General features: G+C 60.5%; 22 protein-coding genes and 1 other RNA gene. 15 read left to right on the top strand and 8 right to left on the bottom strand.

Annotated elements, in window-relative coordinates; all coding sequences use genetic code 11:
- The first annotated feature begins 45 nt into the window (after positions 1–45).
- The 4 genes from EL257_RS26345 to EL257_RS26330 all read left to right on the top strand — a co-directional run bounded on the left by EL257_RS26345 (position 46) and on the right by EL257_RS26330 (position 5,367).
- Entirely contained in the window at positions 46–2,001 is a 1,956-nt protein-coding gene (locus tag EL257_RS26345; RefSeq protein WP_126367526.1) for an acyltransferase family protein, read from the top strand.
- Between the two features lie 79 nt (positions 2,002–2,080).
- Positions 2,081–3,547 (top strand): 4-hydroxy-3-polyprenylbenzoate decarboxylase, encoded by a 1,467-nt coding sequence (gene ubiD / locus EL257_RS26340; RefSeq protein ID WP_126367524.1) that lies wholly within the window; start codon positions 2,081–2,083, stop codon positions 3,545–3,547.
- Entirely contained in the window at positions 3,547–4,515 is a 969-nt protein-coding gene (locus EL257_RS26335) for a CDP-6-deoxy-delta-3,4-glucoseen reductase (RefSeq protein ID WP_126367522.1), read from the top strand. Before ubiD ends, EL257_RS26335 begins: the two co-directional genes overlap by 1 nt.
- 183 nt (positions 4,516–4,698) lie before the next feature.
- The gene (locus EL257_RS26330; RefSeq protein ID WP_126367520.1) at positions 4,699–5,367 is read left to right on the top strand and encodes a gamma-glutamylcyclotransferase; all 669 of its coding nucleotides are present in this window, start codon (positions 4,699–4,701) and stop codon (positions 5,365–5,367) included.
- Here EL257_RS26330 and glpT read toward each other — a convergent pair.
- Both glpT and EL257_RS26320 read right to left on the bottom strand, forming a co-directional pair.
- Positions 5,343–6,692 (bottom strand): glycerol-3-phosphate transporter, encoded by a 1,350-nt coding sequence (gene glpT, locus EL257_RS26325; protein ID WP_126367518.1) that lies wholly within the window; start codon positions 6,690–6,692, stop codon positions 5,343–5,345. The genes EL257_RS26330 and glpT overlap by 25 nt on opposite strands.
- A gap of 240 nt (positions 6,693–6,932) precedes the next feature.
- Entirely contained in the window at positions 6,933–7,910 is a 978-nt protein-coding gene (locus EL257_RS26320) for an NADPH:quinone oxidoreductase family protein (protein WP_126367516.1), read from the bottom strand.
- 150 nt (positions 7,911–8,060) lie between these two features.
- Between EL257_RS26320 and EL257_RS26315 the strand changes: the two genes are divergently transcribed.
- Positions 8,061–8,468 (top strand): flagellar basal body-associated protein FliL, encoded by a 408-nt coding sequence (locus EL257_RS26315; RefSeq protein ID WP_172604523.1) that lies wholly within the window; start codon positions 8,061–8,063, stop codon positions 8,466–8,468.
- Between the two features lie 93 nt (positions 8,469–8,561).
- On the opposite strand, the gene EL257_RS26310 is transcribed toward EL257_RS26315, so the two are convergent.
- Entirely contained in the window at positions 8,562–9,011 is a 450-nt protein-coding gene (locus EL257_RS26310; protein ID WP_126367512.1) for an EVE domain-containing protein, read from the bottom strand.
- Between the two features lie 197 nt (positions 9,012–9,208).
- Here EL257_RS26310 and EL257_RS27820 point away from each other — a divergent pair, with 197 nt between their 5' ends.
- Positions 9,209–9,364, top strand: a complete 156-nt coding sequence (locus tag EL257_RS27820) for a hypothetical protein (RefSeq protein WP_172604522.1) — start codon at positions 9,209–9,211, stop codon at positions 9,362–9,364.
- A 35-nt stretch (positions 9,365–9,399) separates the two neighbouring features.
- Here the strand turns inward: EL257_RS27820 and EL257_RS26305 are convergent, their stop codons facing one another.
- The 4 genes from EL257_RS26305 to EL257_RS26290 form a co-directional block, all read right to left on the bottom strand.
- Positions 9,400–10,005 (bottom strand): 5-formyltetrahydrofolate cyclo-ligase, encoded by a 606-nt coding sequence (locus tag EL257_RS26305; RefSeq protein WP_126367510.1) that lies wholly within the window; start codon positions 10,003–10,005, stop codon positions 9,400–9,402.
- 80 nt (positions 10,006–10,085) lie between these two features.
- A non-coding RNA gene (ssrS, locus tag EL257_RS26300) (6S RNA) lies at positions 10,086–10,264 on the bottom strand.
- Positions 10,265–10,294: 30 nt separating this feature from the next.
- Positions 10,295–10,612 carry a cell division protein ZapA gene (locus EL257_RS26295; RefSeq protein WP_126367508.1) on the bottom strand — a complete coding sequence of 106 codons (318 nt, stop codon included), beginning with the start codon at positions 10,610–10,612 and terminating at the stop codon, positions 10,295–10,297.
- Positions 10,609–10,818, bottom strand: a complete 210-nt coding sequence (locus EL257_RS26290; protein ID WP_007911197.1) for a TIGR02449 family protein — start codon at positions 10,816–10,818, stop codon at positions 10,609–10,611. Before EL257_RS26290 ends, EL257_RS26295 begins: the two co-directional genes overlap by 4 nt.
- A 130-nt stretch (positions 10,819–10,948) precedes the next feature.
- On the opposite strand from EL257_RS26290, the gene EL257_RS26285 reads away from it, so the two are divergent.
- The 9 genes from EL257_RS26285 (at position 10,949) to gcvP (ending at position 23,154) form a co-directional block, all read left to right on the top strand.
- Complete coding sequence (locus EL257_RS26285) at positions 10,949–11,509, top strand: YecA family protein (RefSeq protein ID WP_007911199.1); 561 nt, start codon at positions 10,949–10,951, stop codon at positions 11,507–11,509.
- A 27-nt stretch (positions 11,510–11,536) separates the two neighbouring features.
- Complete coding sequence (gene pepP, locus EL257_RS26280) at positions 11,537–12,871, top strand: Xaa-Pro aminopeptidase (RefSeq protein ID WP_126367506.1); 1,335 nt, start codon at positions 11,537–11,539, stop codon at positions 12,869–12,871.
- On the top strand, positions 12,868–14,055 hold the full coding sequence (ubiH, locus tag EL257_RS26275) for a 2-octaprenyl-6-methoxyphenyl hydroxylase (RefSeq protein WP_126367504.1): 1,188 nt from the start codon (positions 12,868–12,870) through the stop codon (positions 14,053–14,055). The genes pepP and ubiH overlap by 4 nt, the downstream gene beginning before the upstream one ends.
- A 108-nt stretch (positions 14,056–14,163) precedes the next feature.
- Positions 14,164–15,381 carry a 2-octaprenyl-3-methyl-6-methoxy-1,4-benzoquinol hydroxylase gene (locus EL257_RS26270; RefSeq protein ID WP_172604587.1) on the top strand — a complete coding sequence of 406 codons (1,218 nt, stop codon included), beginning with the start codon at positions 14,164–14,166 and terminating at the stop codon, positions 15,379–15,381.
- A 257-nt stretch (positions 15,382–15,638) separates the two neighbouring features.
- Positions 15,639–16,643: an extracellular solute-binding protein gene (locus tag EL257_RS26265; RefSeq protein ID WP_126367500.1), complete on the top strand. Its 1,005-nt coding sequence runs from the start codon at positions 15,639–15,641 to the stop codon at positions 16,641–16,643.
- Between the two features lie 142 nt (positions 16,644–16,785).
- Positions 16,786–18,402, top strand: coding sequence for an ABC transporter permease (locus EL257_RS26260; RefSeq protein WP_126367498.1), 1,617 nt, complete (start codon positions 16,786–16,788; stop codon positions 18,400–18,402).
- Between the two features lie 155 nt (positions 18,403–18,557).
- On the top strand, positions 18,558–19,640 hold the full coding sequence (gene gcvT / locus EL257_RS26255) for a glycine cleavage system aminomethyltransferase GcvT (protein ID WP_126367496.1): 1,083 nt from the start codon (positions 18,558–18,560) through the stop codon (positions 19,638–19,640).
- A gap of 48 nt (positions 19,641–19,688) precedes the next feature.
- A complete protein-coding gene (gcvH, locus tag EL257_RS26250; protein WP_126367494.1) occupies positions 19,689–20,072 on the top strand; it encodes a glycine cleavage system protein GcvH in 384 nt (127 codons plus the stop codon).
- A 208-nt stretch (positions 20,073–20,280) separates the two neighbouring features.
- Complete coding sequence (gcvP, locus tag EL257_RS26245; RefSeq protein WP_126367492.1) at positions 20,281–23,154, top strand: aminomethyl-transferring glycine dehydrogenase; 2,874 nt, start codon at positions 20,281–20,283, stop codon at positions 23,152–23,154.
- A 48-nt stretch (positions 23,155–23,202) separates the two neighbouring features.
- Here the strand turns inward: gcvP and EL257_RS26240 are convergent, their stop codons facing one another.
- Positions 23,203–23,523, bottom strand: a complete 321-nt coding sequence (locus tag EL257_RS26240) for a DUF2388 domain-containing protein (protein WP_171057234.1) — start codon at positions 23,521–23,523, stop codon at positions 23,203–23,205.
- Positions 23,524–23,563 lie beyond the last annotated feature (40 nt).

Genomic DNA, 23,563 nt, shown 5'->3' with positions numbered 1-23,563 from the left:
CTTTCGCGCTCTCCAGCTATGTATCCAGAACAAAAAAGGTTTTTCATGCACACGTTTGGCAATCGCCGGGATATCGATGGATTACGGGCTCTGGCGGTTATCCCGGTAGTCCTGTTCCATTTCGGATTCAATACATTCAGCGGCGGTTTCGTCGGCGTTGACGTATTTTTCGTGATCTCAGGATTCCTCATCACCAGCATTCTCTTCCGGGAAATCAGCGCGCAGCGTTTCAGCTTTGTCGATTTCTGGGCGCGCCGTGCCCGGCGCATCATTCCAGCCCTGACGGTGGTGCTGATCGCGACGTTGCTGCTGGGCTGGCTGTTGCTGACGGCCAAGGACTTTTCCGAGTTGGGCCGCACGGTCCGCTATCAGTCGCTGTTCATCTCGAACATTCTGTTCATGCGCGAAGACGGTTACTTTCAGCCATCTTCCGAACTGAAACCATTGCTGCACACCTGGTCGCTGGCGGTGGAGGAGCAGTACTACATCTTCTTTCCGCTGCTGATGGTGGTGCTGATGCGCTACATCCGGCATTGGCGCTGGATGCTGTTCGCTCTGTTGCTGGTGTCGTTTGGCTTGAACATCGGGTATATCGAGCGCAAGCCGGACTTCGCCTTCTTTTCGCTGCCAACCCGTGCCTGGGAGCTGCTGTGCGGTGCGATGCTGGCGGTGATGCCGGCGCCAAAACAGGCGGTGCGGCCGTGGCTCTATCAAACGGTGGGCCTGGCAGGTCTGGCGGCGGTGCTGCTGGCGGTGTTCACTTTTGACAAGAGCACCGTGTTTCCCGGATGGGCCGCCTTGTTGCCGGTGCTGGGGACCACAGCGTTGATCTGGTCGGGCGCCCAAGGCCAGAGCTGGAGCGCGCAACTGTTAAGCCTGCGCGTGCTGGTGTGGGTCGGGCTGCTGTCCTACTCGCTCTACCTGTGGCACTGGCCGGTGTATGTCTATGCCAACGCGATTTCCATTGATGGCATTCAGCCGCTGGAAGCGCTCGCCTGGATTGCTCTGGCGCTGGCGCTGGCCTGGTTGAGCCTGCGCTACGTCGAGTTGCCGTTTCGTGAAAAGCGTCTGTTGGCCGGGCGCAGGGCGATTTTAACCGGCGGCCTTGCAGCCATCGTCGTGCTGGCGCTGACCGGCTCGGCCATTCGTTCGGCCGATGGTATTCCCGGGCGCCTGACCGGCAAAGCGCTGGAGTACGCGCAGTCGCGTGAATGGCGGGCCGGCCAGATGAAATGCATGCTGGTGACCCAGGACAAGTCCCTCGACAAGGCCTGCCTGGTAGGCGCCCGCGAAGGTGTCCCGGCCACTCGCATGTTCTGGGGCGACAGCCACGCCGCTGCATTACTGCCAGCGATTGAAAACAATGCCCGCCATGAAGGGCGCCCGGCGTGGTTGTACAGCATGAGTGCCTGCCCGCCGATACTCAGCGATGAACCGCGCCAGCGTTGCCGCGATTTCAACGAACAGACCATGGCGCGCGTGCGCAGCCTCGGGATCAAGGATGTGGTTCTGGCGTCGAACTGGAGCCTTTACGTGTATGGCCGTGAAGACGGCGACAAAAAAGTGCTGCTCAATGCTCACGACAATACCGCCCAGGCCGAGCAGCGCATGGCGGCAGCCATCAAGGCCCGCGTCGCGGCGCTCCGCGAGGCCGGGGCGCAAGTCTGGTTGTTCAAGGAAGTACCGCTGCAGCGCAAAGGCATCATCAGCCGCCTGACCAGCCTCGCCCGGATCGGCCGTTCGGCAGACGGGCTGGGGCGTCCGCTGGATGAACATCTGGCGCGACAGCGTTTCCTCAGCGATCTGTTCGAATCAATGAGCGCCGCCGATCCGGGCGTGCACGTCATCGACCCGACACCGCTGATGTGTGCCGGTGGCGTGTGCAGCATCGAGGTCAACGGCCATTCGCAGTACAAGGATGAAGATCACTTGTCGGATCTGGGCAGCGCGCGCTTGAGCCCACTGTTCAGGCCGGTGTTGCTGGGCACGAGCCAAAATTGAGCAATGCCGGGCACTGACGGGTGCTGTTTGCCCGCCAGAGCAGGTAGGATGTACGCCTATTTTGAGGGTGCCATCGTCAATGAAATTCAAGGATCTTCGGGATTTCGTGCAGCAGCTTGAGCAGCGCGGAGAGTTGAAACGCATCCAGATTCCCGTCTCGCCGGTGCTGGAAATGACTGAAGTGTGCGATCGCACGCTGCGGGCCAAGGGCCCGGCGCTGCTGTTCGAAAACCCTACCGGCTACGACATTCCGGTGCTTGGTAACCTGTTCGGCACCCCCGAGCGGGTCGCCATGGGCATGGGCGCCGAATCGGTCAGCGAACTGCGTGAGATCGGCAAGCTGCTGGCCTTTCTCAAGGAGCCGGAGCCGCCGAAGGGCTTGAAAGACGCGTGGTCGAAGCTGCCGATCTTCCGCAAGATCATCTCGATGGCGCCGAAAGTCGTCAAAGACGCGGTGTGCCAGGAAGTGGTCATCGAAGGCGATGACGTTGATCTGGCAATGCTGCCGGTGCAGACCTGCTGGCCCGGCGATGTCGGCCCGCTGATCACCTGGGGCCTGACCGTCACTAAAGGCCCGAACAAGGAACGCCAGAACCTTGGTATCTACCGTCAGCAAGTGATTGGCCGCAACAAGGTGATCATGCGCTGGCTCAGCCACCGCGGCGGCGCTCTCGATTTTCGCGAGTGGTGCGAAAAACATCCGGGGCAGCCGTTCCCGGTGTCTGTGGCGCTGGGTGCTGATCCTGCGACTATTCTTGGCGCGGTTACGCCAGTGCCGGACAGCCTTTCCGAATACGCCTTCGCCGGTCTGTTGCGCGGTAACCGCACTGAACTGGTCAAGTGCCGTGGCAACGATCTGCAAGTGCCAGCCACCGCCGAGATCATCCTTGAGGGGGTGATCCATCCGGGCGAAATGGCCGATGAAGGCCCGTACGGCGACCACACCGGTTATTACAACGAAGTCGACAGCTTCCCGGTGTTTACCGTCGAGCGCATCACCCATCGGATCAAACCGATCTATCACAGCACCTACACTGGCCGTCCGCCGGATGAGCCGGCGATCCTCGGTGTGGCGTTGAACGAAGTGTTCGTGCCGATCCTGCAGAAGCAGTTTCCGGAGATCACCGATTTCTATCTGCCACCGGAAGGCTGCTCGTACCGCATGGCCATCGTGACCATGAAAAAATCGTATCCGGGGCATGCCAAGCGCGTGATGCTCGGTGTCTGGTCGTTTTTGCGACAGTTCATGTACACCAAGTTCGTTATCGTCACCGACGACGATATCAACGCCCGCGACTGGAACGACGTGATCTGGGCCATCACCACGCGCATGGACCCCAAGCGCGACACGGTGATGATCGATAACACGCCGATCGACTACCTCGACTTCGCCTCGCCGATTTCCGGCCTGGGTTCGAAAATGGGTCTCGATGCCACTCACAAATGGCCGGGCGAAACCACTCGCGAGTGGGGCCGCGTGATCGTCAAGGACGACGCCGTCACCCAACGGATCGATGCCATCTGGAATCAGTTAGGAATAGATTGATGCGTGTAACCCTGCAGCCTTCCGGAGCGATACTTGAGATTCAGCCCGGTGAGCGGATTCTCGATGGTGCGCGGCGCCTGGGCTATGAATGCCCGCAAAGCTGCCGCAATGGCAATTGTCACGTGTGCGCGGCGCTGCTGGTCGAAGGCCGCGTCGCGCAGGATGGCACGGTGCGTGATCACGGCGAGTTCTACACCTGCATCGCCGAGCCGCTGGAAGACTGCGTTCTGTTGTGGGATGGCGTACTTGCACTAGGCGAACTGCCTGTGCGCAGTCTGTCATGTCAGGTCATCGAATGCCGCGAAGTCGGCGGCGACACTTGGCGCGTACGCCTGCGTGCGCCGGCCGGCAAGCCACCGCGCTATCACGCCGGGCAATACTTGATGATCGAGCGCGAGAGCGGTGAAAAATCGGCTTTTTCCATGGCTTCGGCACCCCACGGCGGGCGAGATCTGGAAATCCACGTGCTGGCGCGCGAAGCCAGTGCGCTGAGCCTGATCGAGCAGTTGCAGCGCAACGTAATGGTGCGTGTCGAGCTGCCATTCGGCGACACGCATCTGGCCGAGTTGCCTGACGGGCCGCTGGTGTTGATCGCCGCTGGCACCGGCATGGGCCAGATTCACGCGCTGATCGAACACTGCCGCGCCAACGGCTTCAAACACCCCGTGCATCTGTACTGGGGCGTGCGCCGCCCGGAAGATTTCTATGAGATCGAGCACTGGGACGAATGGCTAAGGTTGCCCAACCTGTTCCTGCACAAAGTTGTTAGCGATCAATGCGGCTGGGAAGGGCGCTGCGGGATGCTACATGAAGCGGTGTGCGAAGACTTTCCCGATTTGAAACCGCTGCACGTTTACGCCAGCGGTTCGCCGGCGATGGTTTACGGCACGCTGGACGCGCTGGTCGAGGCGGGCATGGATGCGCATCAGATGCGCGCCGACGTCTTCGCCTATGCACCGCGATCCTGATCCTTATAACTTGGTATATAGCCGATCGGTATTTACTTTAAATAGTAAATATCGCTAGGTTATATGTATTCAGGCAATTAAACAGTGGCACTTAATTTGCCTTAAAACATATGTGCCTTATTGTTACAGCGGTGCGTTCTATTAAGTAATTCTTCACCCGCGGGGAGCTGAACGCTATTCGCCATGAGCGCTATTGAAAACGCAATTCTGAATCTCGCTTACCCTCCGCGGCTCGATCTTGGGCCGCAGCTGACGCACGAACAACTTCTCGCTTCCATGCAATCGACCATGGCGCGCCACAAGGGCGGGCCGGTGTGGCTGTTCGCCTACGGCTCGCTGATCTGGCGGCCGGAATGCACGGCGGTGGAACGCATGCGGGGTCGCGTGCATGGTTACCATCGCGGGTTGTACCTGTGGTCGCACGAACACCGTGGTACGCCGGAAATGCCGGGTCTGGTGTTCGGTCTGGATCGCGGCGGTTCGTGCAGTGGCTTTGCCTACCGGTTGCCGGAAGACAATCTTGATGCGGCGCTGTACGCCCTGTGGAAACGCGAGATGCCGGTGCCATCCTATCGACCACACTGGCTTAACTGCCGTCTCGCAGATGGCAGTCAGGTTCAGGCATTGGGATTTGTATTGGAGCGACACCTGCCCAGCTATGCCGGCAACTTGCCGGATCACGTGCTGAGCCAGGTATTCGAAAGCGCCAGCGGGCGGTACGGTACGACTCGCGATTATGTCGAACAGACCGTGCACGCCCTGCGCAGCCACGCCATGCCAGACCGGAATCTGGAGGCGCGGCTCAAGCGCTGTCAATCACACAGCGATCAGGCGACCGCTTCACGGCTCTGACTGGCGACCTGCTTGTGCCACAGTGTTGGCGCAAGGAAGGCCATCGCCAGCAGGCAAGCACCGACCAGCAAGACGAAGCCGCCGTCCCAGCCGAAGTGGTCAACGGTGTAGCCCATCGCAGCACTTGCGGCGACCGAGCCACCCAGATAACCGAACAGACCGGTGAAACCCGCTGCGGTGCCGGCAGCTTTCTTCGGTGCCAGTTCCAGCGCCTGCAGGCCGATCAGCATCACCGGGCCGTAGATCAGGAAGCCGATCGACAACAGGGCGATCATATCGACCATCGGGTTGCCGGCCGGATTCAGCCAGTACACCAGAGTCGCCACAGTCACCAGGGCCATGAACACCATGCCGGTCAGGCCACGGTTGCCGCGGAAGATCTTGTCCGACATCCAGCCGCACAGCAGCGTGCCCGGAATCCCCGCCCACTCGTAGAAGAAATAGGCCCACGAGGTTTTGTCCACCGTGAAGCCCTTGGCTTCCTTCAGATAAGTCGGCGCCCAGTCCAGCACGCCGTAGCGCAGCAGGTAGACGAAGACGTTGGCCATGGCGATGTACCAGAGCATTTTGTTGCGCAGCACGTATTTGACGAAGATTTCCTTGGCGCTGAATTCGTCTTCGTGGCTGGCGTCGTAGCCTTCCGGATAATCGTTCTTGTACTTCTCGATCGGCGGCAGGCCCACCGATTGCGGAGTGTCGCGCATGGTGATGAACGCGAACACCGCCACGCCCAGCGCCACGGCGGCCGGTACGTAGAAAGCTGCGTGCCAGTCGTTGAACAGGCCCATGCCGATCAGGAACAGCGGGCCGATCAGGCCACCCCCGACGTTATGCGCCACGTTCCACACCGAGACCACGCCGCCACGTTCCTTCTGCGACCACCAGTGCACCATCGTCCGCCCGCTTGGCGGCCAACCCATGCCCTGAGCCCAGCCGTTGATGAACAACAGGATGAACATCATCGTCACGCTGGACGTTGCCCACGGCGCGAAACCGAAAACGAACATCACCCCGGCCGAGACCAGCAGGCCGAACGGCAGGAAGAAGCGCGGATTGGAACGGTCGGACACCAGGCCCATGAGGAACTTCGACAAGCCGTAAGCGATGGCAATCGCCGACATCGCCAGACCCAGATCACCACGGCTGTAGCCTTCGTCGATAAGGTAGGGCATGGCCAGGGAGAAGTTTTTGCGCAGCAGGTAGTAACCGGCGTAGCCGATGAAGATACCGGCGAAGATCTGCCAACGCAGGCGTCGGTAGGTGCTGTCTATTTTTTCTTCAGGCAATGGAGCCTGATGTGCGGCGGGACGAAAGAAAGCAAACATTCAAGAGCTCCAGTTTTCTTGTTTTGACTGCGGATGCGAATGTTACAGTTTCGTTACCGAAAATAGCACCGCTTCACGTCGGCAAAAAAGGGGAAATTTGGGCTGTCGAGCGTTCCTTTATGAACATGTCGCTCAGATATAAGGAGAGGGCGTTATGGGAATAGTGGATGGGGTGGGTTTCTGTGGTTCGACAGTTTCGGCATAAAGCGATCCGGGCGTGGGCCGGATCGCTCTGCGCGCTTAACGAACCTGGACGACGACCTTGCCGACAGCCTTGCGCTGCCCCAGATCATTGATCGCCTGCGCCGCATTGCTCAGCGGGTAGACCTGCGACACAAGCGGTTTCAATTTGCCCTCGGCAAACCAGCCGAACAGTTGCTGGAAGTTCGCCGCGTTGTCCTGCGGTTGGCGCTGAGCGAAGGAGCCCCAGAACACGCCGAGTACCGCGGCGCCCTTGAGCAAGGCGAGGTTGACTGGCAGTTCGGGGATGCGTCCGCTGGCGAAGCCGACCACCAGCAGGCGGCCGTTCCAGGCGATGGCGCGGATGGCTTGATCGAACAGATCGCCGCCGACCGGATCGTAGATCACATCTGCACCTTGGCCGTCGGTCAGGCGTTTGATCTCGTCCTTGAGGTTGGCTTCACTGTAATTGATCAGCTCGTCGGCGCCGGCAGACTTGGCGACCGCGAGTTTCTCGGCGCTGCTGGCCGCGGCGATGACACGGGCGCCCATGGCTTTGCCGATTTCCACCGCCGCGAGGCCGACGCCGCCAGAGGCGCCGAGCACCAGCAGGGTTTCGCCCGGTTGCAGATTGGCGCGCTGCTTGAGCGCGTGCATCGACGTACCGTAAGTCATGCTGAATGCAGCAGCGGTATTGAAGTCCATCGACGGCGGAATCGGCAGGACGTTATAGCCCGGCACCGCGACCTGCTCGGCAAAACTGCCCCAGCCAGTCAGCGCCATGACCCGATCACCGACTTTCAGGTGGCCGACCTTTTCGCCCACTTCGCGAACCACGCCTGCCGCCTCGCCACCGGGCGAAAACGGGAACGGCGGTTTGAATTGATATTTGCCCTCGATGATCAGCGTGTCGGGGAAATTGACCCCGGCTGCGTGCACGTCCAGGAGGATTTCGTTCTTCTTGGCGACAGGACTGGCGACGTCTTCCAGCACCAGCGATTCGGCAGGGCCGAAGGCTTTGCACAGCACGGCTTTCATCAGGGCTATTCCTTTGGGAGTGATGGCCGATAAGTGTAGGTGTGTGAATCAACGGGTCAACGAGCATGCCCGACCCTGATAGTCAGCCATAAGCTTGTGCTTGCGCGGCGGGTCGCTATGCTAGGCCGCAAACCGGATAAGGAGCGAATTGTGAAAGCGTGGATCATGTTGTTGCTGGCCCTGTCTCTGCCTGTGGCAGCGCTGGCCGAAGAAGCCAAAGAGGGCGAGGCGCCCAAGGTCAACTACATCACCCTGAGCCCGCCGTTCGTAGGCAACTACGGGCTGGACGGTACGCCGAAGCTCAAGGTGTACAAGGCCGACGTGGCATTGCGTGTGACTGGTGAAGAGTCGGCGAAACTGGTGAAGGCCAATGAGCCGCTGATCCGCAACCAGCTCGTGGCGCTGTTTACCCAGCAGAGCACCGAGGCGATGGGCAGTATCGAAGGCAAGGAAAAGCTGCGTCAGGAAGCGCTGAAGCAAACTCAGCAAGTGATGAATGACGAGACGGGCAAGCCTGTTGTTGAAGATCTGTTGTTCAACAACCTGATCATTCAGTAAGCCATAAAATCAAAAGATCGCAGCCTTCGGCAGCTCCTACCTTGGAATGCGTTTCCCTGTAGGAGCTGCCGAAGGCTGCGATCTTTTTGCGTGTCAACGCAACGCAAGCACCGCAGCCCACTGCTCCGCCGTCACCGGCATCACCGACAACCGCGAGCCCTTCTGCACCAAAGGCATCTCCGCCAACGCTGTCTGCTGCTTCAGGTAGTCCAGTTTCAATACCCGGTTGAATGTCTCGACATGCTCGACATCAATCGCACTCCAGGCATTTTTCTCCGGGGTAGCCTTGGGATCGAAGTAATGACTCTCCGGCTCCAGCGCCGTCGGGTCCGGGTAGGCCGCTTCGATTATTTTGCCAATTCCGGCGATTCCCGGTTCCGGGCAGCTCGAATGGTAGAAAAAGAACTGATCGCCCACCGCCATCGCCCGCAGGAAATTCCGCGCCTGGTAGTTGCGCACCCCGTCCCAGCGCGCCTTGCCGAGCTTCGCCAAGCCTTCGATCGACAGTTCGTCGGGCTCTGATTTCATCAGCCAGTAGGCCATGTCGTTTGCTCCTGAAGCGGTCATTGGGCAGGTTGTCGGGCAATTTTATGACAAACCGACGGTCGGTTGACGTCAGCGTTTGCGCACAGGTTCACGTTGTCGCAAAATGCCGGCCTTTAAAGCTTGACGCTGCTGCACGGCCTACGAATGGAAACCGCTGCTGTCATCGTGATGATGTGCCTTGAGGGGGGCAATCGATGAAACGCAAACCGGATTTACTATGGACTTTGGTAATTTTGTTTGGCTTGGGCGTGGTGACCACCGGTTACGCGCAAAGCCTGTGGACCAACAAGGCCGACGCGCCGAGTGAAATCGCACAGCAAGTGCAACAGTCGACCGCTTTCAAACGCTGAACCTGTCTCTTCGACGCCGCTATTCTTTGCGGCGTCTACTCTGCGAAATACCATGCCTTGTCGCTGACCGTGCCTTGCAACGGGACATCCCAGCTCGCCTGTGCCAAACGTTCGACCTTCTGACATTCGTGCGCCAGACCGAGCAATGTCGGTTTGCGCCAGCTCTTGCGCCGGGCAAGATACGCCAGGCTGCGATCGTAAAAGCCGCCGCCCATGCCCAGGCGCCCGCCGACATCATCAAAACCCACCAGCGGCAATAACACCAGATCCAGCGCCCACACCTTGCGTTGCCGCGCCAGATTGGCGCGCGGCTCGAGAATGCGGAAACGATTGGGTTTGAGCTTTTCGCCGGGGCGAATCCGCTGGAAGACCATTTTGGTCCGTGGCCAGGCACTCAGCACCGGCAAGTAGGTCGCCTTGCCCCGACGCTGCGCTTCACGCAGCAGCAAGCGCGGATCGATCTCACCGTCGGTGGGTAGATAAAGAGAAATATGCCTGGCGCGGCGAAAGTGCGGCTCTTGCGCCAACTGCCGATACAGGCCTTTGGCGGCCTGGCGCTGTTCGTTTTTGCTCAATGAACGACGCGCCTTGCGCAGCAGGCGGCGGAGTTGCGGGCGGGGCAGCAGCGCGGGTTCGGTCATGGTTCGGCTTCGGCAGGTGGATGCAAAAACGTACGCATAAAAAATCCGATGGCAGTTTTCACTGCCATCGGATTCGAATCAGGCTCCCCGGATGAACCGCTGTCAACTCAGCCCTTGAACCCGAAAGTTCAAGGTGGAAGAAGCAGTAGACTTTAAGGCTTTCCGTCTAGCGGACATGCACACCAGCCCAACGTGCAACTTCCAGGGTAGTGCGAATCGGCTCCGGGACATCGTCAACTGGCAAGCACCCCAGGGAGTGCCGCGAGTATACCTCAAGCCGTCATTCGAATCAGCCCTTGGTAGTGCTCTGATCGTCGGCCAGCACCAGATCGACACGATCGAGCAAGTCGCGCACCTGTTCGCGGGTCGAACCGCTGGCCTGGATATCCGGGCGCTCTTCTTTGTGCAACAGGTCATGGGTGATGTTCAGCGCGGCCATCACGGCAATGCGGTCGGCGCCGATGACTTTGCCGCTGCTGCGGATCTCGCGCATCTTGCCGTCCAGGTAGCGCGCGGCGCTGACCAGATTGCTGCGTTCTTCCTGCGGGCAGATGATCGAATACTCTTTGTCGAGGATCTGCACGGTGACGCTATTGCTTGAACTCATGAGTCTTGCTCCAGGGCCTTGAGGCGCGAAATCATCGATTCGACCTTACGCCGGGCGATTTCGTTTTTTTCAATGAGGTGCGCGCGTTCCTCGCGCCAGGTTTTTTCCTGAGCTAGTAAGAGTGCGTTTTGACTCTTTAGTTGCTCGACTCGGCCAATCAGCAGTTCGAGTCTGGCCATCAGCGCTTGCAGGTCGGTGTCTTCCATTGTGTCCACTGGGTTGAAGTCTGTCTGATGGGATAGCTGGCGGACAGCCTTTAATAGTCTTGGCGAGTCTGTCGATGTAGGATACAAGGCCTTCATTCTAGACATAGCGCCGTCTGGCGCCTAGCTGCCCATGACCATTGCGAATTCCCCGTACCAAGCCTTTGCCACCCTGCTGACCTCCAGCGGCCACAACGTCTCGCCTGCCGAACTGCACGGCGTGCTGCTCGGGCGCAGTTGCGCCGGCGCCGGCTTCGATAACGAAGGCTGGTTGATCGACGCCGCCGAACTGCTCGAAGGCGACATCCAGGACAACGTCCGCAATGCCCTGATCGGCTTGCAGGAAATGGTCAAAGGCGAACTGACCGGCGACGACGTCACCGTCGTTCTGCTGCTGCCGACCGATGACGCGCCACTGGCCGACCGCGCCGCGGCACTGGGCGAATGGTGCCAGGGCTTCCTCAGCGGTTTCGGCCTGAACTGCCGCGACAGCAGCATGCTCAGCACCGAAGCCACCGAAGTGTTGCAGGATCTGGCGGCCATTTCCCAGGTGCAAGACGCCCTTGAAGAGTCCGAGGACGGCGAGACCGACTATATGGAAGTCATGGAATACCTGCGCGTCGCGCCGCTGCTGCTGTTCTCGGAAACCAAGAAAGCCGATGTGCCGCCAGCCGCCAAGCCGTCGCTGCATTAATCGCGTGCCAGGGAAAGCCATCTGCCCATGACTCATATCCCGAAAGCGGAATACAGCCGTCGCCGCAAGGCCCTGATGGCGCAGATGGAACCCAACAGCATCGCGATCCTGCCCGCCGCCGCAGTCGCCATTCGCAACCGTGACGTCGAGCATGTCTACCGTCAGGACAGCGACTTCCAGTACCTCAGCGGGTTTCCCGAACCGCAGGCGGTGCTGGTCCTGATGCCTGGTCGCGCACATGGCGAGTACGTGCTGTTTTGCCGTGAGCGCAATGCCGAACGCGAATTGTGGGACGGCTTGCGCGCAGGGCAGGAAGGCGCCATCCGCGATTTTGGCGCCGACGACGCGTTCCCGATTACTGACATCGACGACATTCTTCCCGGCCTGATCGAAGGCCGCGACCGGGTGTATTCGGCGATGGGCAGCAACCCGGAGTTCGATCGCCACCTGATGGACTGGATCAACGTGATCCGCTCCAAGGCGCATCTCGGCGCGCAACCGCCGAACGAATTCGTTGCCCTGGATCATCTGCTGCATGACATGCGCCTGTATAAATCGGCGGCAGAAGTGAAGGTGATGCGCGAGGCAGCGCGAATTTCGGCCCAGGCGCATATCCGTGCGATGCAAGCCAGCCGTCCCGGGCTGTACGAGTACAGCCTCGAAGCCGAACTGGATTACGAATTTCGCAAGGGCGGGGCGAAAATGCCCGCCTACGGTTCGATCGTCGCTGCCGGGCGCAACAGCTGCATCCTGCATTACCAGCAGAATGACGCGTTGCTCAAGGACGGCGATCTGGTGCTGATCGACGCTGGATGCGAAATCGACTGCTACGCCAGCGACATCACCCGCACCTGGCCGGTCAACGGCAAGTTTTCCCCCGAACAGAAAGCGATCTACGAGTTGGTGCTGGCTTCGCAGGAGGCTGCGTTCGCCGAGATCGCGCCGAACAAGCACTGGAATCAAGCGCACGAAGCCACGGTGCGAGTCATCACCACGGGGCTGGTCAAGCTTGGTTTGTTGCAGGGCGACGTCGACGAGTTGATCGCCAGCGAAGCCTATAAAGCTTTTTACATGCACCGCGCCGGCCACTGGCTGGGCATGGATGTGCATGATGTTGGCGAGTACAAGGTCGGTGGCGAATGGCGCGTGCTGGAGGTCGGCATGGCGCTGACCGTCGAGCCGGGCATTTACATTGCGCCGGACAATCAGAACGTAGCGAAGAAATGGCGCGGGATCGGCGTGCGCATCGAGGACGACGTGGTCGTGACCCGAACAGGCTGTGAAATTCTCACCACTGGCGTACCGAAGACCGTCGCTGAAATCGAAGCACTGATGGCACAGGCAAGGACACACGCGGCATGAGTCGAGTCAATCTGGCAATCATCGGTGGTGGTCTGGTCGGCGCCAGCCTGGCGTTGGCTTTGCAAGCCGGGGCCAAGGCCCGTGGCTGGAAGATTGTGCTGATCGAACCGTTCGCCCCCGGCGACAGTTGGCAGCCCAGTTACGATGCGCGTTCGTCGGCGCTGTCCTTCGGCTCACGACAGATTTATCAGCGGTTGGGCGTGTGGCAGGAAATCTCCCGTCGCGCCGAGCCGATCAAGCAGATCCACGTTTCCGACCGTGGCCGCTTCTCCACCGCACGTTTGTCAGCGATGGAAGAGGGCGTGCCTGCGCTCGGTTATGTAGTGGAGAACGCTTGGCTCGGGCATTGTCTGTGGCAACACGTCGACAAAGACGTGATCACCTGGCGCTGCCCGGCGGAAGTCACGCGCATGGAACCGCTGCCCGACGGGTATCGCCTGACCCTGAACGATGAAACCACGCTGGAGTGCGACCTCGCGGTGCTCGCCGATGGTGGCCGTTCGGGGCTGCGCGAGCAGTTGGGCATCAATGTGCGCCAGCGTCCGTACAACCAGAGCGCGCTGATCGCCAACATCACCCCGAGTGAAGCGCACAACGGCATGGCCTTCGAGCGCTTTACCGACGAAGGGCCGATGGCTTTGCTGCCCCTGCCAGACAACCGCTGCGCGTTGGTCTGGACCCGTCTGGGCATGGACGCGCAGCGTCTGGCCGAGCTGAGCGAGCTTGATTTTCTCAGCGAGCTGCAAAGCGTATTCGGCTATCGCCTCGGTACGCTGAAACAGGTCGGCGCACGGCATCTGTATCCGCTGACGCTGATTGAGGCTGAAGAGCAGGTGCGCTCGCATCTGGCCGTGCTCGGCAATGCGGCGCACAGCCTGCACCCGATTGCCGGCCAGGGTTTCAACCTGTCGCTGCGCGATGCCGATGCCCTTGCCGCTGCGTTGCTGGCCAGCGACAAGCCGCTGGGCGATCTGGCTACGTTGCAGGCTTATCGCGAACGTCAGCGCCTCGATCAAGACCTGACCGTGGGCTTCTCCGATCAGGTCACGCGCCTGTTCGGCAGCACCCAGCCGCTGGTGTCGCTGGGGCGCAATCTCGGTCTGCTTGGTCTTGATCTGTTGCCGCCAGCCAAACGCTGGTTTGCCCGGCAGGCGATGGGCCTGGGAACCCGTCCGGATGCTTGAATGGCTGGCCGGCATTATTACTTTCAGGATCGCGCCGCCCACTGGCGCGCTCGGTAAACCCTTTACATGCGGCGCAAGCCGCAAGCGAGACAGGCCTAAAGCATGGAAATGCGCGCAGATCTGCTGATTGTCGGAGCCGGAATGGTCGGCAGCGCTTTGGCGCTGGCGTTGCAGGACAGCGGCCTGGAAGTGTTGCTGCTCGACGGTAGCCCGCTGAGTGTCAAACCTTTTGATGCCGAAGCGGCGTTCGAGCCGCGAGTCAGCGCATTGTCGGCGGCGAGCCAGCGCATCCTCGAACGCCTCGGCGTGTGGGACGGCATCGCTCAGCGGCGCAGCAGTCCGTACACCGACATGCACGTGTGGGACGGCAGCGGCACCGGGCAGATTCACTTCTCCGCGAGCAGCGTGCATGCCGATGTGCTTGGGCATATCGTTGAAAACCGCGTGGTGCAGGACGCCTTGCTCGAACGTCTGCATGATTGCGATTTGGGCATGCTGGCCAATGCGCGGCTGGAGCAGATGCGCCGCTCGGGTGACGATTGGTTGCTGACGCTGGCCGACGGCCGCACGTTGCGCGCACCGTTGGTGATTGCCGCGGATGGCGCCAATTCTGCTGTGCGCCGTCTCACCGGCGTGGCGACTCGCGAGTGGGATTACCTGCATCACGCCATCGTCACCAGCGTGCGCAGCAGCAAACCTCACCAGATGACCGCGTGGCAACGCTTTACCGATAATGGGCCATTGGCGTTCCTGCCGCTGGAGCGCGATGGCCAGCAGGATTTGTGCTCGATCGTCTGGTCGACCACGCCCAAAGAGGCCGAACGCTTGATGGCGCTGGACGACGCCGGGTTCTGCGCCGAGCTCGAGCGCGCCTTCGAAGGGCGCCTCGGTGAAGTCGTCAGTGCCGATCCGCGTCTGTGCGTGCCGCTGCGTCAGCGCCATGCCAAACGTTACGTCGCCGAAGGGCTCGCGCTGATCGGCGACGCAGCGCACACCATTCACCCGTTGGCGGGGCAGGGTGTGAACCTTGGCTTTCTGGATGCGGCGGTATTGGCTGAAGTGCTGTTGCAAGCACATGAGCGGGGTGAGCGGCTGGCGGATGTCAAAGTGCTGAGCCGTTACGAGCGTCGACGCATGCCGCATAACCTGGCGCTGATGGCGGCAATGGAAGGCTTTGAGCGCTTGTTCCAGGCTGATCCGTTGCCGCTGCGCTGGTTGAGAAATGCCGGATTGAAGCTGGTCGAGCAAATGCCCGAGGCCAAGGCATTGTTTGTGCGCGAGGCGCTGGGGTTGACCGGCGACCTGCCTGCCCTTGCCAAGCCCTGAAAATTTTGCTGGATTTGTTGGCCTCATCGCGAGCAAGCCCGCTCCCGCATTTGAAATGCGACCCCTGTAGGAGCTGCCGAAGGCTGCGATCTTTTGATCTTGTTCTTGAAAAAACAAAATCAAAAGATCGCAGCCTGCGGCAGCTCCTACAGTGGGTTGTGCAACATCTGGTAACGCCTTAGCCGAGTGTTCGATTGTGGTGGTAAATGTGAGTCCTTATCATTTGGCCCACATTTCCCGACCGAGAGACACCTCCCATGTTGGCACCCAAGCGTCTTCTGACTGCACTGGCCCTGACCCTGATTGGCAGCACGACCGCTCAGGCTGCCGATGAAGTGGTGGTTTACTCGTCGCGAATCGATGAGCTGATCAAACCGGTATTCGATGCCTACACCGCCAAGACCGGCGTGATGATCAAGTTCATCACCGACAAGGAAGCGCCGCTGATGCAGCGCATCAAGGCCCAAGGTGAAAATGCCACCGCCGACCTGCTGCTCACCGTTGACGCCGGCAATCTCTGGCAAGCCGAGCAAATGGGCATCCTCCAGCCGTTCACCTCGAAAACCATCGACACCAACATTCCGCAGCAATATCGCTCGTCCACCCACGCCTGGACTGGCCTGAGCCTGCGCGCGCGCACCATCGCCTATTCCACGCAAAGAGTGAAACCGGGCGAGCTGACCACCTATGAAGCGCTGGCCGACAAGAACTGGGAAGGTCGCCTGTGCCTGCGCACGGCGAAGAAGGTTTACAACCAGTCGCTGACCGCGACCATGATCGAAGTCCATGGCGCCGAGAAGACCGAGAAAATCCTCAAGGGCTGGGTGAACAATCTGTCCACCGACGTGTTCTCCGACGACGTTGCGGTGCTCGAAGCCATCAGTGCCGGCCAATGCGACGTCGGCATCGTCAACACCTACTATTACGGGCGCCTGCACAAGCAGAAGCCGGAGCTGCCAGTGAAACTGTTCTGGCCCAATCAGGCGGATCGCGGGGTGCACGTCAACCTGTCGGGCATCGGCCTGACCAAACACGCACCGCACCCGGAAGCCGCCAAGGCCCTGGTGGAGTGGATGACCACGCCGCAAGCGCAGAAGATTTTCGCTGACGTTAACCAGGAATTCCCGGCGAACCCGGCGGTGGCGCCTTCGGAAGAAGTGGCGGCGTGGGGCAAGTTTGTTGCTGACACGTTGCCGGTGGAAGTCGCGGGCAAGCGTCAGGCTGAGGCGATCCGGATGATGGATCGGGCGGGCTGGAATTGATTCTGCGGTTCTGAGAGCAAAAGATCGCAGCCTGCGGCAGCTCCTACAAGTGAACGCGTTTCAAATGTAGGAGCTGCCGCAGGCTGCGATCTTTTCGCTTGTTTATACCTACACTCCACGATTCCCCCCGCGAGACCCAAAAGTGGCCCACCCCGCCCAACGCCGCTGGTACCCCATTGTCTTCACCATCGCTGCGCTGGTGCTGCTGCCCCTGAGTGTTTTGCTGCTCTCCTGGCAGACCATCGATCAACAAATCTGGTCGCACCTGTGGGAAACCCAGATGCCGCGCCTGCTCGGCAACACGCTGACCTTGGTGCTCGGTGTCGGTGTTGGTGTGACGCTGCTGGGCGTCAGTCTCGCCTGGCTCACCAGCCTCTGCGAATTCCCCGGTCGACGCTGGCTCGACTGGGCGTTGATGCTGCCGTTTGCGATTCCTGCCTATGTATTGGCGTTTGTCTTCGTCGGTCTGCTCGACTTCGCCGGCCCCGTGCAAACCGTGCTGCGCGAATGGTTCGGTTCCGGCCTGCGCCTGCCCCGCGTGCGATCCACCGGCGGGGTGATAGTGGTGCTGGTGCTGGTTTTCTATCCCTACGTATACCTGCTGGCGCGCACAGCGTTTCTGGCTCAGGGCAAAGGCTTGATGGAAGCGGCGCGGGTGCTCGGGCAATCGCCGTGGCAGGCGTTTTGGCGAGTTGCGTTGCCGATGGCGCGTCCAGCCATCGGCGCAGGCGTGGCGTTGGCGTTGATGGAAACCCTCGCCGATTTTGGCGCGGTCTCGGTGTTCAACTTCGACACCTTCACCACCGCCATCTACAAAACCTGGTACGGCTTCTTCAGTCTGCCCAGCGCTGCACAACTGGCCAGCCTGTTGCTGCTGGTGGTGATGCTGGTGCTCTACGGCGAACGCCGGGCGCGCGGGGCGAATCGAGCGAGCAACGAGCGACCACGGGTGAAAGCGCTGTATCACCTGCGTGGGCTCAAGGCGTTCGCGGCAATGGCTTGGTGCGGATTGGTGTTCGCTTGCGCCTTCGTCATTCCGGTGCTGCAACTGATCGTCTGGTTCTGGCAGCGTGGACGTTTCGATCTTGATGAGCGCTACGCCGGGCTGATTCTCCACACCCTGTATCTGGGCGGCATGGCAGCGTTGATCACCGTCAGCGTGGCGCTGCTGTTGGCGTTTGCCCGACGGCTGGCCCCGACTCGCGCGATCAATTCCGGGGTTGGGCTGGCCAACCTGGGTTACGCCTTGCCGGGTTCGGTGCTGGCGGTGTCGATCATGCTGGCGTTCAGTTACCTGGATCGCGAGCTGGTGATTCCGCTTTCCGCCTGGTTCGGTGGCGCGGGCAAACCGTTGCTGCTCGGTAGTCTGGCGGCATTGTTGATGGCTTATCTGGTGCGCTTTGTTGCCGTTGCGTATGGGCCACTGGAAAGCAGTCTGGCGCGTATACGGCCATCTTTGCCTGAAGCAGCACGTAGCCTGGGTGTCAGTGGGCCGCGACTGTTTTTCAAAGTGTATCTGCCACTCTTGCTGCCCGGCACGCTGAGCGCGGCATTGCTGGTGTTCGTCGATGTGCTCAAGGAAATGCCTGCGACCCTGCTGATGCGCCCGTTTGGCTGGGACACGCTGGCGGTGCGGATCTTCGAAATGACCAGCGAAGGCGAGTGGGCGAGGGCGTCGTTGCCGGCGCTGACGCTGGTGTTGGTCGGTTTGTTGCCGGTCATCGGTCTGATCCGCCGCTCCGCTCATCGAAACGCTTAGTCGTCAGTCCTGAATCATGCGGCTACAATGCGCGGCATTCGGTGCGGTTCGTCTGACAGACCGGTTCGCTGGGATCGGCTGAGAGCCTTGTATTCAAAGGCTTTCACCCGTATAGCGGCTGTCCGCACCTTCGCCACGCCCGGAAGGAGAAACCCATGGGACAGCGTACGCCTCTGTATGACCTGCATCTCGCCCTCGGCGCGAAAATGGTCGATTTTGGCGGTTGGGACATGCCACTGCATTACGGCTCGCAGGTCGAGGAACACCATGAGGTGCGCCGCGATTGCGGGGTGTTCGATGTTTCCCACATGACCGTGATCGATGTCACCGGCGCCCAGGCCAAGGCCTGGCTCCAGCATTTGCTGGCCAATGATGTCGACCGTCTGCACCGTCCCGGCCGGGCGTTGTACAGTACCATGCTCAATGAGCGCGGCGGGATCGTCGACGACATGATCGTCTACCGCCTCGACGATGCCTATCGTCTGGTGTTCAACGCTTCCACCCGCGATCAGGATCTGGCGTGGATGAACGCGCAGCTGGGCAATTACGACGTGCAGCTGCACGAACGCTCCGAGCTGGCGATGCTCGCCATTCAGGGCCCACAGGCCCGGCACAGGATTGCCGAACTGGTGACGCAGTCGCGCGCCACGCTGATCCAGCACCTCAAACCCTTCGAAGGCTATCGCGACGGTGACTGGTTTATCGCCCGTACTGGCTATACCGGTGAAGACGGTCTGGAAATCTGCCTGCCCGCAAATCAGGCGCCGGGGTTTTTCAACGATCTGGTCGGCGCGGGCATTTCGCCGATTGGCCTCGGTGCCCGCGACACCCTGCGGGTCGAGGCCGGCATGAACCTCTACGGTCAGGACATTCACCAGGACGTTTCGCCCCTTGCCTCGAACATGGCCTGGAGCATCGCTTGGGAGCCGGCTTCGCGGCAGTTCATCGGCCGCGCGGCGCTGGAGGCGGAAAAAGCTGCCGGCGTGGCATACAAACTGGTCGGCCTGGTGCTGGAAGAACGCGGGGTTTTGCGCGCCCATCAGGTGGTGCGCATCGCCGATGTTGGCGAAGGGGAGATCACCAGTGGTAGTTTCTCTCCTACGCTGAGCAAATCGATTGCTTTGGCGCGTGTTCCGATGGCCACCGCCGACCGCGCTGAAGTGGAAATCCGTGGCAAGTGGTACCCGGTACGGGTGGTCAAACCGACCTTCGTACGCCATGGCAAAACCTTGATCTAACCTATTTCCGGCGGGTCGACCGCTGACCATTTCCTGAGGACACTGAAGATGAGCGATATCCCTGCCGAACTGCGTTTTGCCGAAAGTCATGAATGGGCGCGTCTGGAAGCCGACGGCACCGTCACCGTGGGTATCAGCGATCACGCGCAGGAAGCGCTGGGTGATGTGGTGTTCGTTGAACTGACCGAAGTCGGCAAAGTCTTCGCTGCCCAGGATCAGGCCGGTGTGGTTGAGTCGGTGAAAGCCGCTTCCGACATCTACGCCCCGGTCAGCGGTGAAGTCATCGCGATCAACGAAGAGCTGAGCGGCTCGCCTGAACTGCTGAACTCCGACCCGTACGGCGCGTGGATCTTCAAGATCAAGCCAACCGACAAGGCTGAACTGGACAAGCTGCTGGATGCTGCGGCTTACAAGGCTGCCATCGGCGAGTGAGTCATTTGTAATATCCAAAGCCCCGATTATTCGGGGTTTTTTTTGAGAATCAAAAGATCGCAGCCTTCGGCAGCTCCTACAGTTGGGGCGCGCATACCCATAACATCGCGGGTGCGCACGGCTCGTGTAGGAGCTGCCGAAGGCTGCGATCTTTTGATCTTCGAAGGCACTGCTATGCTGGTTTGACCGCCAGCCAGGAGAGCCCGTCATGTCCCAGTTGCCGTCCCTGCGCCAGTTACGCGACCCCGATGCCTTTCTGCGTCGCCACCTCGGCCCGGATGCGGCCGAGCAACAGGCGATGCTCGACAGCCTCGGCCTTGGCAGCCGGGCCGAGCTGATCGAACAAACCGTGCCGCCGGGCATTCGCTTCAATCGCCCGCTCGATCTGCCTGCCGCACTCGACGAACAGGCCGCACTGGAGAAACTGCGCGGTTATGCCGAACAGAATCAGCTCTGGACCAGCCTGATCGGCATGGGCTATTACGGCACGCTCACGCCCGCCGTCATTTTGCGCAATGTCCTGGAGAATCCTGGCTGGTACACCGCCTACACGCCATATCAACCGGAAATTGCCCAAGGCCGACTCGAAGCGTTGCTGAATTTTCAGCAACTGACCATCGACCTCACTGGCCTCGATCTGGCCAACGCCTCGTTACTCGATGAAGCCACGGCGGCGGCAGAAGCCATGGCCTTGGCCAAGCGCGTGGCGAAGTCGCAGAGCAACGTATTTTTCGTCGACGAACACTGTCATCCACAAACCATTTCGGTGCTGCAGACCCGCGCCGAAGGCTTCGGTTTCGAGTTGATCATCGACGCTGTGGATAACCTGAAGCAGCATTCGCTGTTCGGCGCACTGCTGCAGTATCCCGACACCCACGGCGACATCCGTGATCTGCGGCCCTTAATCGATCATCTGCACGCGCAGCAAGCGCTGGCCTGTGTCGCCAGCGATCTGTTGAGCCTGTTGCTGCTGACGCCGCCGGGCGAATTGGGTGCCGACGTGGTGTTCGGTTCATCCCAGCGTTTTGGCGTGCCAATGGGATACGGCGGGCCGCATGCGGCGTTTTTCGCCAGTCGCGAGGAATACAAACGGGCGATTCCCGGACGGATCATCGGCGTATCGAAAGATGCGCGGGGCAACGTCGCATTGCGCATGGCCCTGCAAACCCGCGAGCAACATATCCGCCGTGAAAAGGCCAACTCGAACATCTGCACCGCACAGGTGTTGTTGGCCAATATCGCCAGTTTCTACGCGGTGTATCACGGTCCGGAAGGGCTGAAGCGCATTGCGCAGCGGGTGCATCGGCTGACGTGCATTCTCGGGGCGGGACTTGAGCGCAAGGGAATGAGTCGGGTTAACGCGCAGTTTTTCGACACGCTGACGCTGGACGTCGGCGGTGCGCAAACCGCGATCATCGAGAGTGCCCGAGCGGCGCAGATCAACCTGAGGATTCTCGGACGGGGGCGTGTGGGGCTGAGCCTGGATGAAACCTCGGACGAAGGCACGGTCGGCAAACTGTTCGATGTGCTGCTCGGCGCCGATCATGGGTTGATCGTGGATGAACTCGACGCCGAGGCGCTGCCCTCTGGCATCCCTGACGGGCTGCAGCGCAGCACCGCGTATCTGCGCCATCCGGTCTTCAACGCCCATCACAGCGAAACCGAGATGCTGCGCTATCTCAAACAACTAGAGAACAAGGATCTGGCGCTCAACCAGTCGATGATCCCGCTGGGCTCCTGCACGATGAAACTCAACGCCACCAGTGAAATGATCCCCATCACCTGGCCGCAATTCGCCAACCTGCACCCTTTTGTGCCGCGTGAGCAAGCCGTCGGTTACACGTTGATGATCGAGGAACTCGAGCGCTGGCTGTGCGCGATTACTGGTTTCGATGCGATTTGCATGCAGCCCAACTCAGGCGCTCAGGGCGAATACGCGGGGCTGCTGGCGATTCGCAAATACCACGAGAGTCGCCAGCAGGGCGGGCGTGACGTGTGCCTGATTCCGTCCTCGGCCCATGGCACCAATCCGGCCTCGGCGCAAATGGCCGGAATGCGCGTAGTGATCGTTGAGTGCGATGAGGCGGGCAATGTCGATCTGGATGATTTGAAACTCAAAGCCGCCGAAGCCGGAGCGAAACTGTCCTGCCTGATGGCGACTTATCCCTCGACCCATGGCGTGTACGAAGAAGGCATCAGCGAAATCTGTGAAGTGGTGCATCAACACGGCGGTCAGGTGTACATGGATGGCGCCAACCTCAATGCGCAAGTGGGATTGGCGCGGCCGGCGGACATTGGCGCAGATGTCTCGCACATGAATTTGCACAAGACTTTCTGCATTCCTCATGGCGGCGGCGGACCGGGCATGGGGCCGATTGGCGTGCGCGCGCATCTCGCGCCGTTCGTCGCCAATCACCCGGTGGTGCCGATCGACGGGCCGCAAGCGCAAAACAGCGCGGTGAGCGCGGCACCTTGGGGCAGTGCGAGCATCTTGCCGATCAGCTGGATGTACATCGCCATGATGGGGCCGCAGCTGGCAGACGCCAGCGAGGTGGCGATTCTGGCGGCAAATTACCTTGCCCAGCAGTTGTCCGGCGCGTTCCCGGTGCTGTACACCGGGCGCAACGGGCGGGTGGCGCACGAATGCATTCTCGATTTGCGACCATTGAAAGCGCAGACCGGGATCAGCGAAGAGGATGTTGCCAAGCGCCTGATGGATTACGGGTTTCACGCGCCGACCATGTCATTTCCGGTGCCGGGCACGTTGATGGTCGAGCCGACCGAGAGTGAGTCGAAAGCTGAGCTGGACCGGTTTATCGGCGCCATGTTGAGCATTCGTGCGGAAATCACCCAGGTGCAGAACGGTAACTGGCCAGCGGAAGACAACCCGCTGAAACGGGCGCCGCATACCTTGGCGGATGTCACTGGTATTTGGGAGCGGCCGTACAGCCTCGAACAAGCCATCACCCCCGACGCGCACACCCGCTTGCATAAATATTGGCCGGCGGTGAATCGGGTGGATAACGTTTACGGCGATCGCAATCTGTATTGCGCCTGTGTGCCGGTGGACGATTACCGCTGAAGATCAAAAGATCGCAGCCTGCCGCAGGCTGCGATCTTTAGGTTTTGCTTACTCGGAAGCCACGGCGTTCTTCGCCAGAATCGCATTCGCCAGTTCCATGTCTGTCGCCTGCAAACCCGGATTATCGGCGCGGACTTTCTGCATGGCGGCTTCCAGATACGGGCCGCGGATGCCGCCGTCGCTCGCAACGAAGCTGCCGGCATCGTCCTGTGCAGCGATGATCAGCTTGTGATCCTTGAAGGTCAGATAGGTCGAGCCGGTGGTGGCACCGGACGAAATGACGTTACGCCAAAAGCTGTCCGCCATGGCCGAACCAACGGGAAGGGACAACAGGGCCAAGGTGGCGACAGCAAGTTTGAGACGCATGATGAGATGACTCCTGGGGATTAACTACGGCCTTGGATTGCCG

This window comes from Pseudomonas fluorescens, from assembly GCF_900636825.1.
Lineage (GTDB): Bacteria > Pseudomonadota > Gammaproteobacteria > Pseudomonadales > Pseudomonadaceae > Aquipseudomonas > Aquipseudomonas fluorescens_BG.
This window is presented reverse-complemented; position numbering and strand designations above follow the sequence as displayed.

Coding starts and splice junctions, on each gene's coding strand:
- EL257_RS26345 (WP_126367526.1), top strand. CDS start 46: ATGCACACGTTTGGCAATCGCCGGGATATCGATGGATTACGGGCTCTG.
- ubiD (WP_126367524.1), top strand. CDS start 2,081: ATGAAATTCAAGGATCTTCGGGATTTCGTGCAGCAGCTTGAGCAGCGC.
- EL257_RS26335 (WP_126367522.1), top strand. CDS start 3,547: ATGCGTGTAACCCTGCAGCCTTCCGGAGCGATACTTGAGATTCAGCCC.
- EL257_RS26330 (WP_126367520.1), top strand. CDS start 4,699: ATGAGCGCTATTGAAAACGCAATTCTGAATCTCGCTTACCCTCCGCGG.
- glpT (WP_126367518.1), bottom strand. CDS start 6,692: ATGTTTGCTTTCTTTCGTCCCGCCGCACATCAGGCTCCATTGCCTGAA.
- EL257_RS26320 (WP_126367516.1), bottom strand. CDS start 7,910: ATGAAAGCCGTGCTGTGCAAAGCCTTCGGCCCTGCCGAATCGCTGGTG.
- EL257_RS26310 (WP_126367512.1), bottom strand. CDS start 9,011: ATGGCCTACTGGCTGATGAAATCAGAGCCCGACGAACTGTCGATCGAA.
- EL257_RS27820 (WP_172604522.1), top strand. CDS start 9,209: ATGAAACGCAAACCGGATTTACTATGGACTTTGGTAATTTTGTTTGGC.
- EL257_RS26305 (WP_126367510.1), bottom strand. CDS start 10,005: ATGACCGAACCCGCGCTGCTGCCCCGCCCGCAACTCCGCCGCCTGCTG.
- EL257_RS26295 (WP_126367508.1), bottom strand. CDS start 10,612: ATGAGTTCAAGCAATAGCGTCACCGTGCAGATCCTCGACAAAGAGTAT.
- EL257_RS26290 (WP_007911197.1), bottom strand. CDS start 10,818: ATGGAAGACACCGACCTGCAAGCGCTGATGGCCAGACTCGAACTGCTG.
- EL257_RS26285 (WP_007911199.1), top strand. CDS start 10,949: ATGACCATTGCGAATTCCCCGTACCAAGCCTTTGCCACCCTGCTGACC.
- pepP (WP_126367506.1), top strand. CDS start 11,537: ATGACTCATATCCCGAAAGCGGAATACAGCCGTCGCCGCAAGGCCCTG.
- ubiH (WP_126367504.1), top strand. CDS start 12,868: ATGAGTCGAGTCAATCTGGCAATCATCGGTGGTGGTCTGGTCGGCGCC.
- EL257_RS26270 (WP_172604587.1), top strand. CDS start 14,164: ATGCGCGCAGATCTGCTGATTGTCGGAGCCGGAATGGTCGGCAGCGCT.
- EL257_RS26265 (WP_126367500.1), top strand. CDS start 15,639: ATGTTGGCACCCAAGCGTCTTCTGACTGCACTGGCCCTGACCCTGATT.
- gcvT (WP_126367496.1), top strand. CDS start 18,558: ATGGGACAGCGTACGCCTCTGTATGACCTGCATCTCGCCCTCGGCGCG.
- gcvH (WP_126367494.1), top strand. CDS start 19,689: ATGAGCGATATCCCTGCCGAACTGCGTTTTGCCGAAAGTCATGAATGG.
- gcvP (WP_126367492.1), top strand. CDS start 20,281: ATGTCCCAGTTGCCGTCCCTGCGCCAGTTACGCGACCCCGATGCCTTT.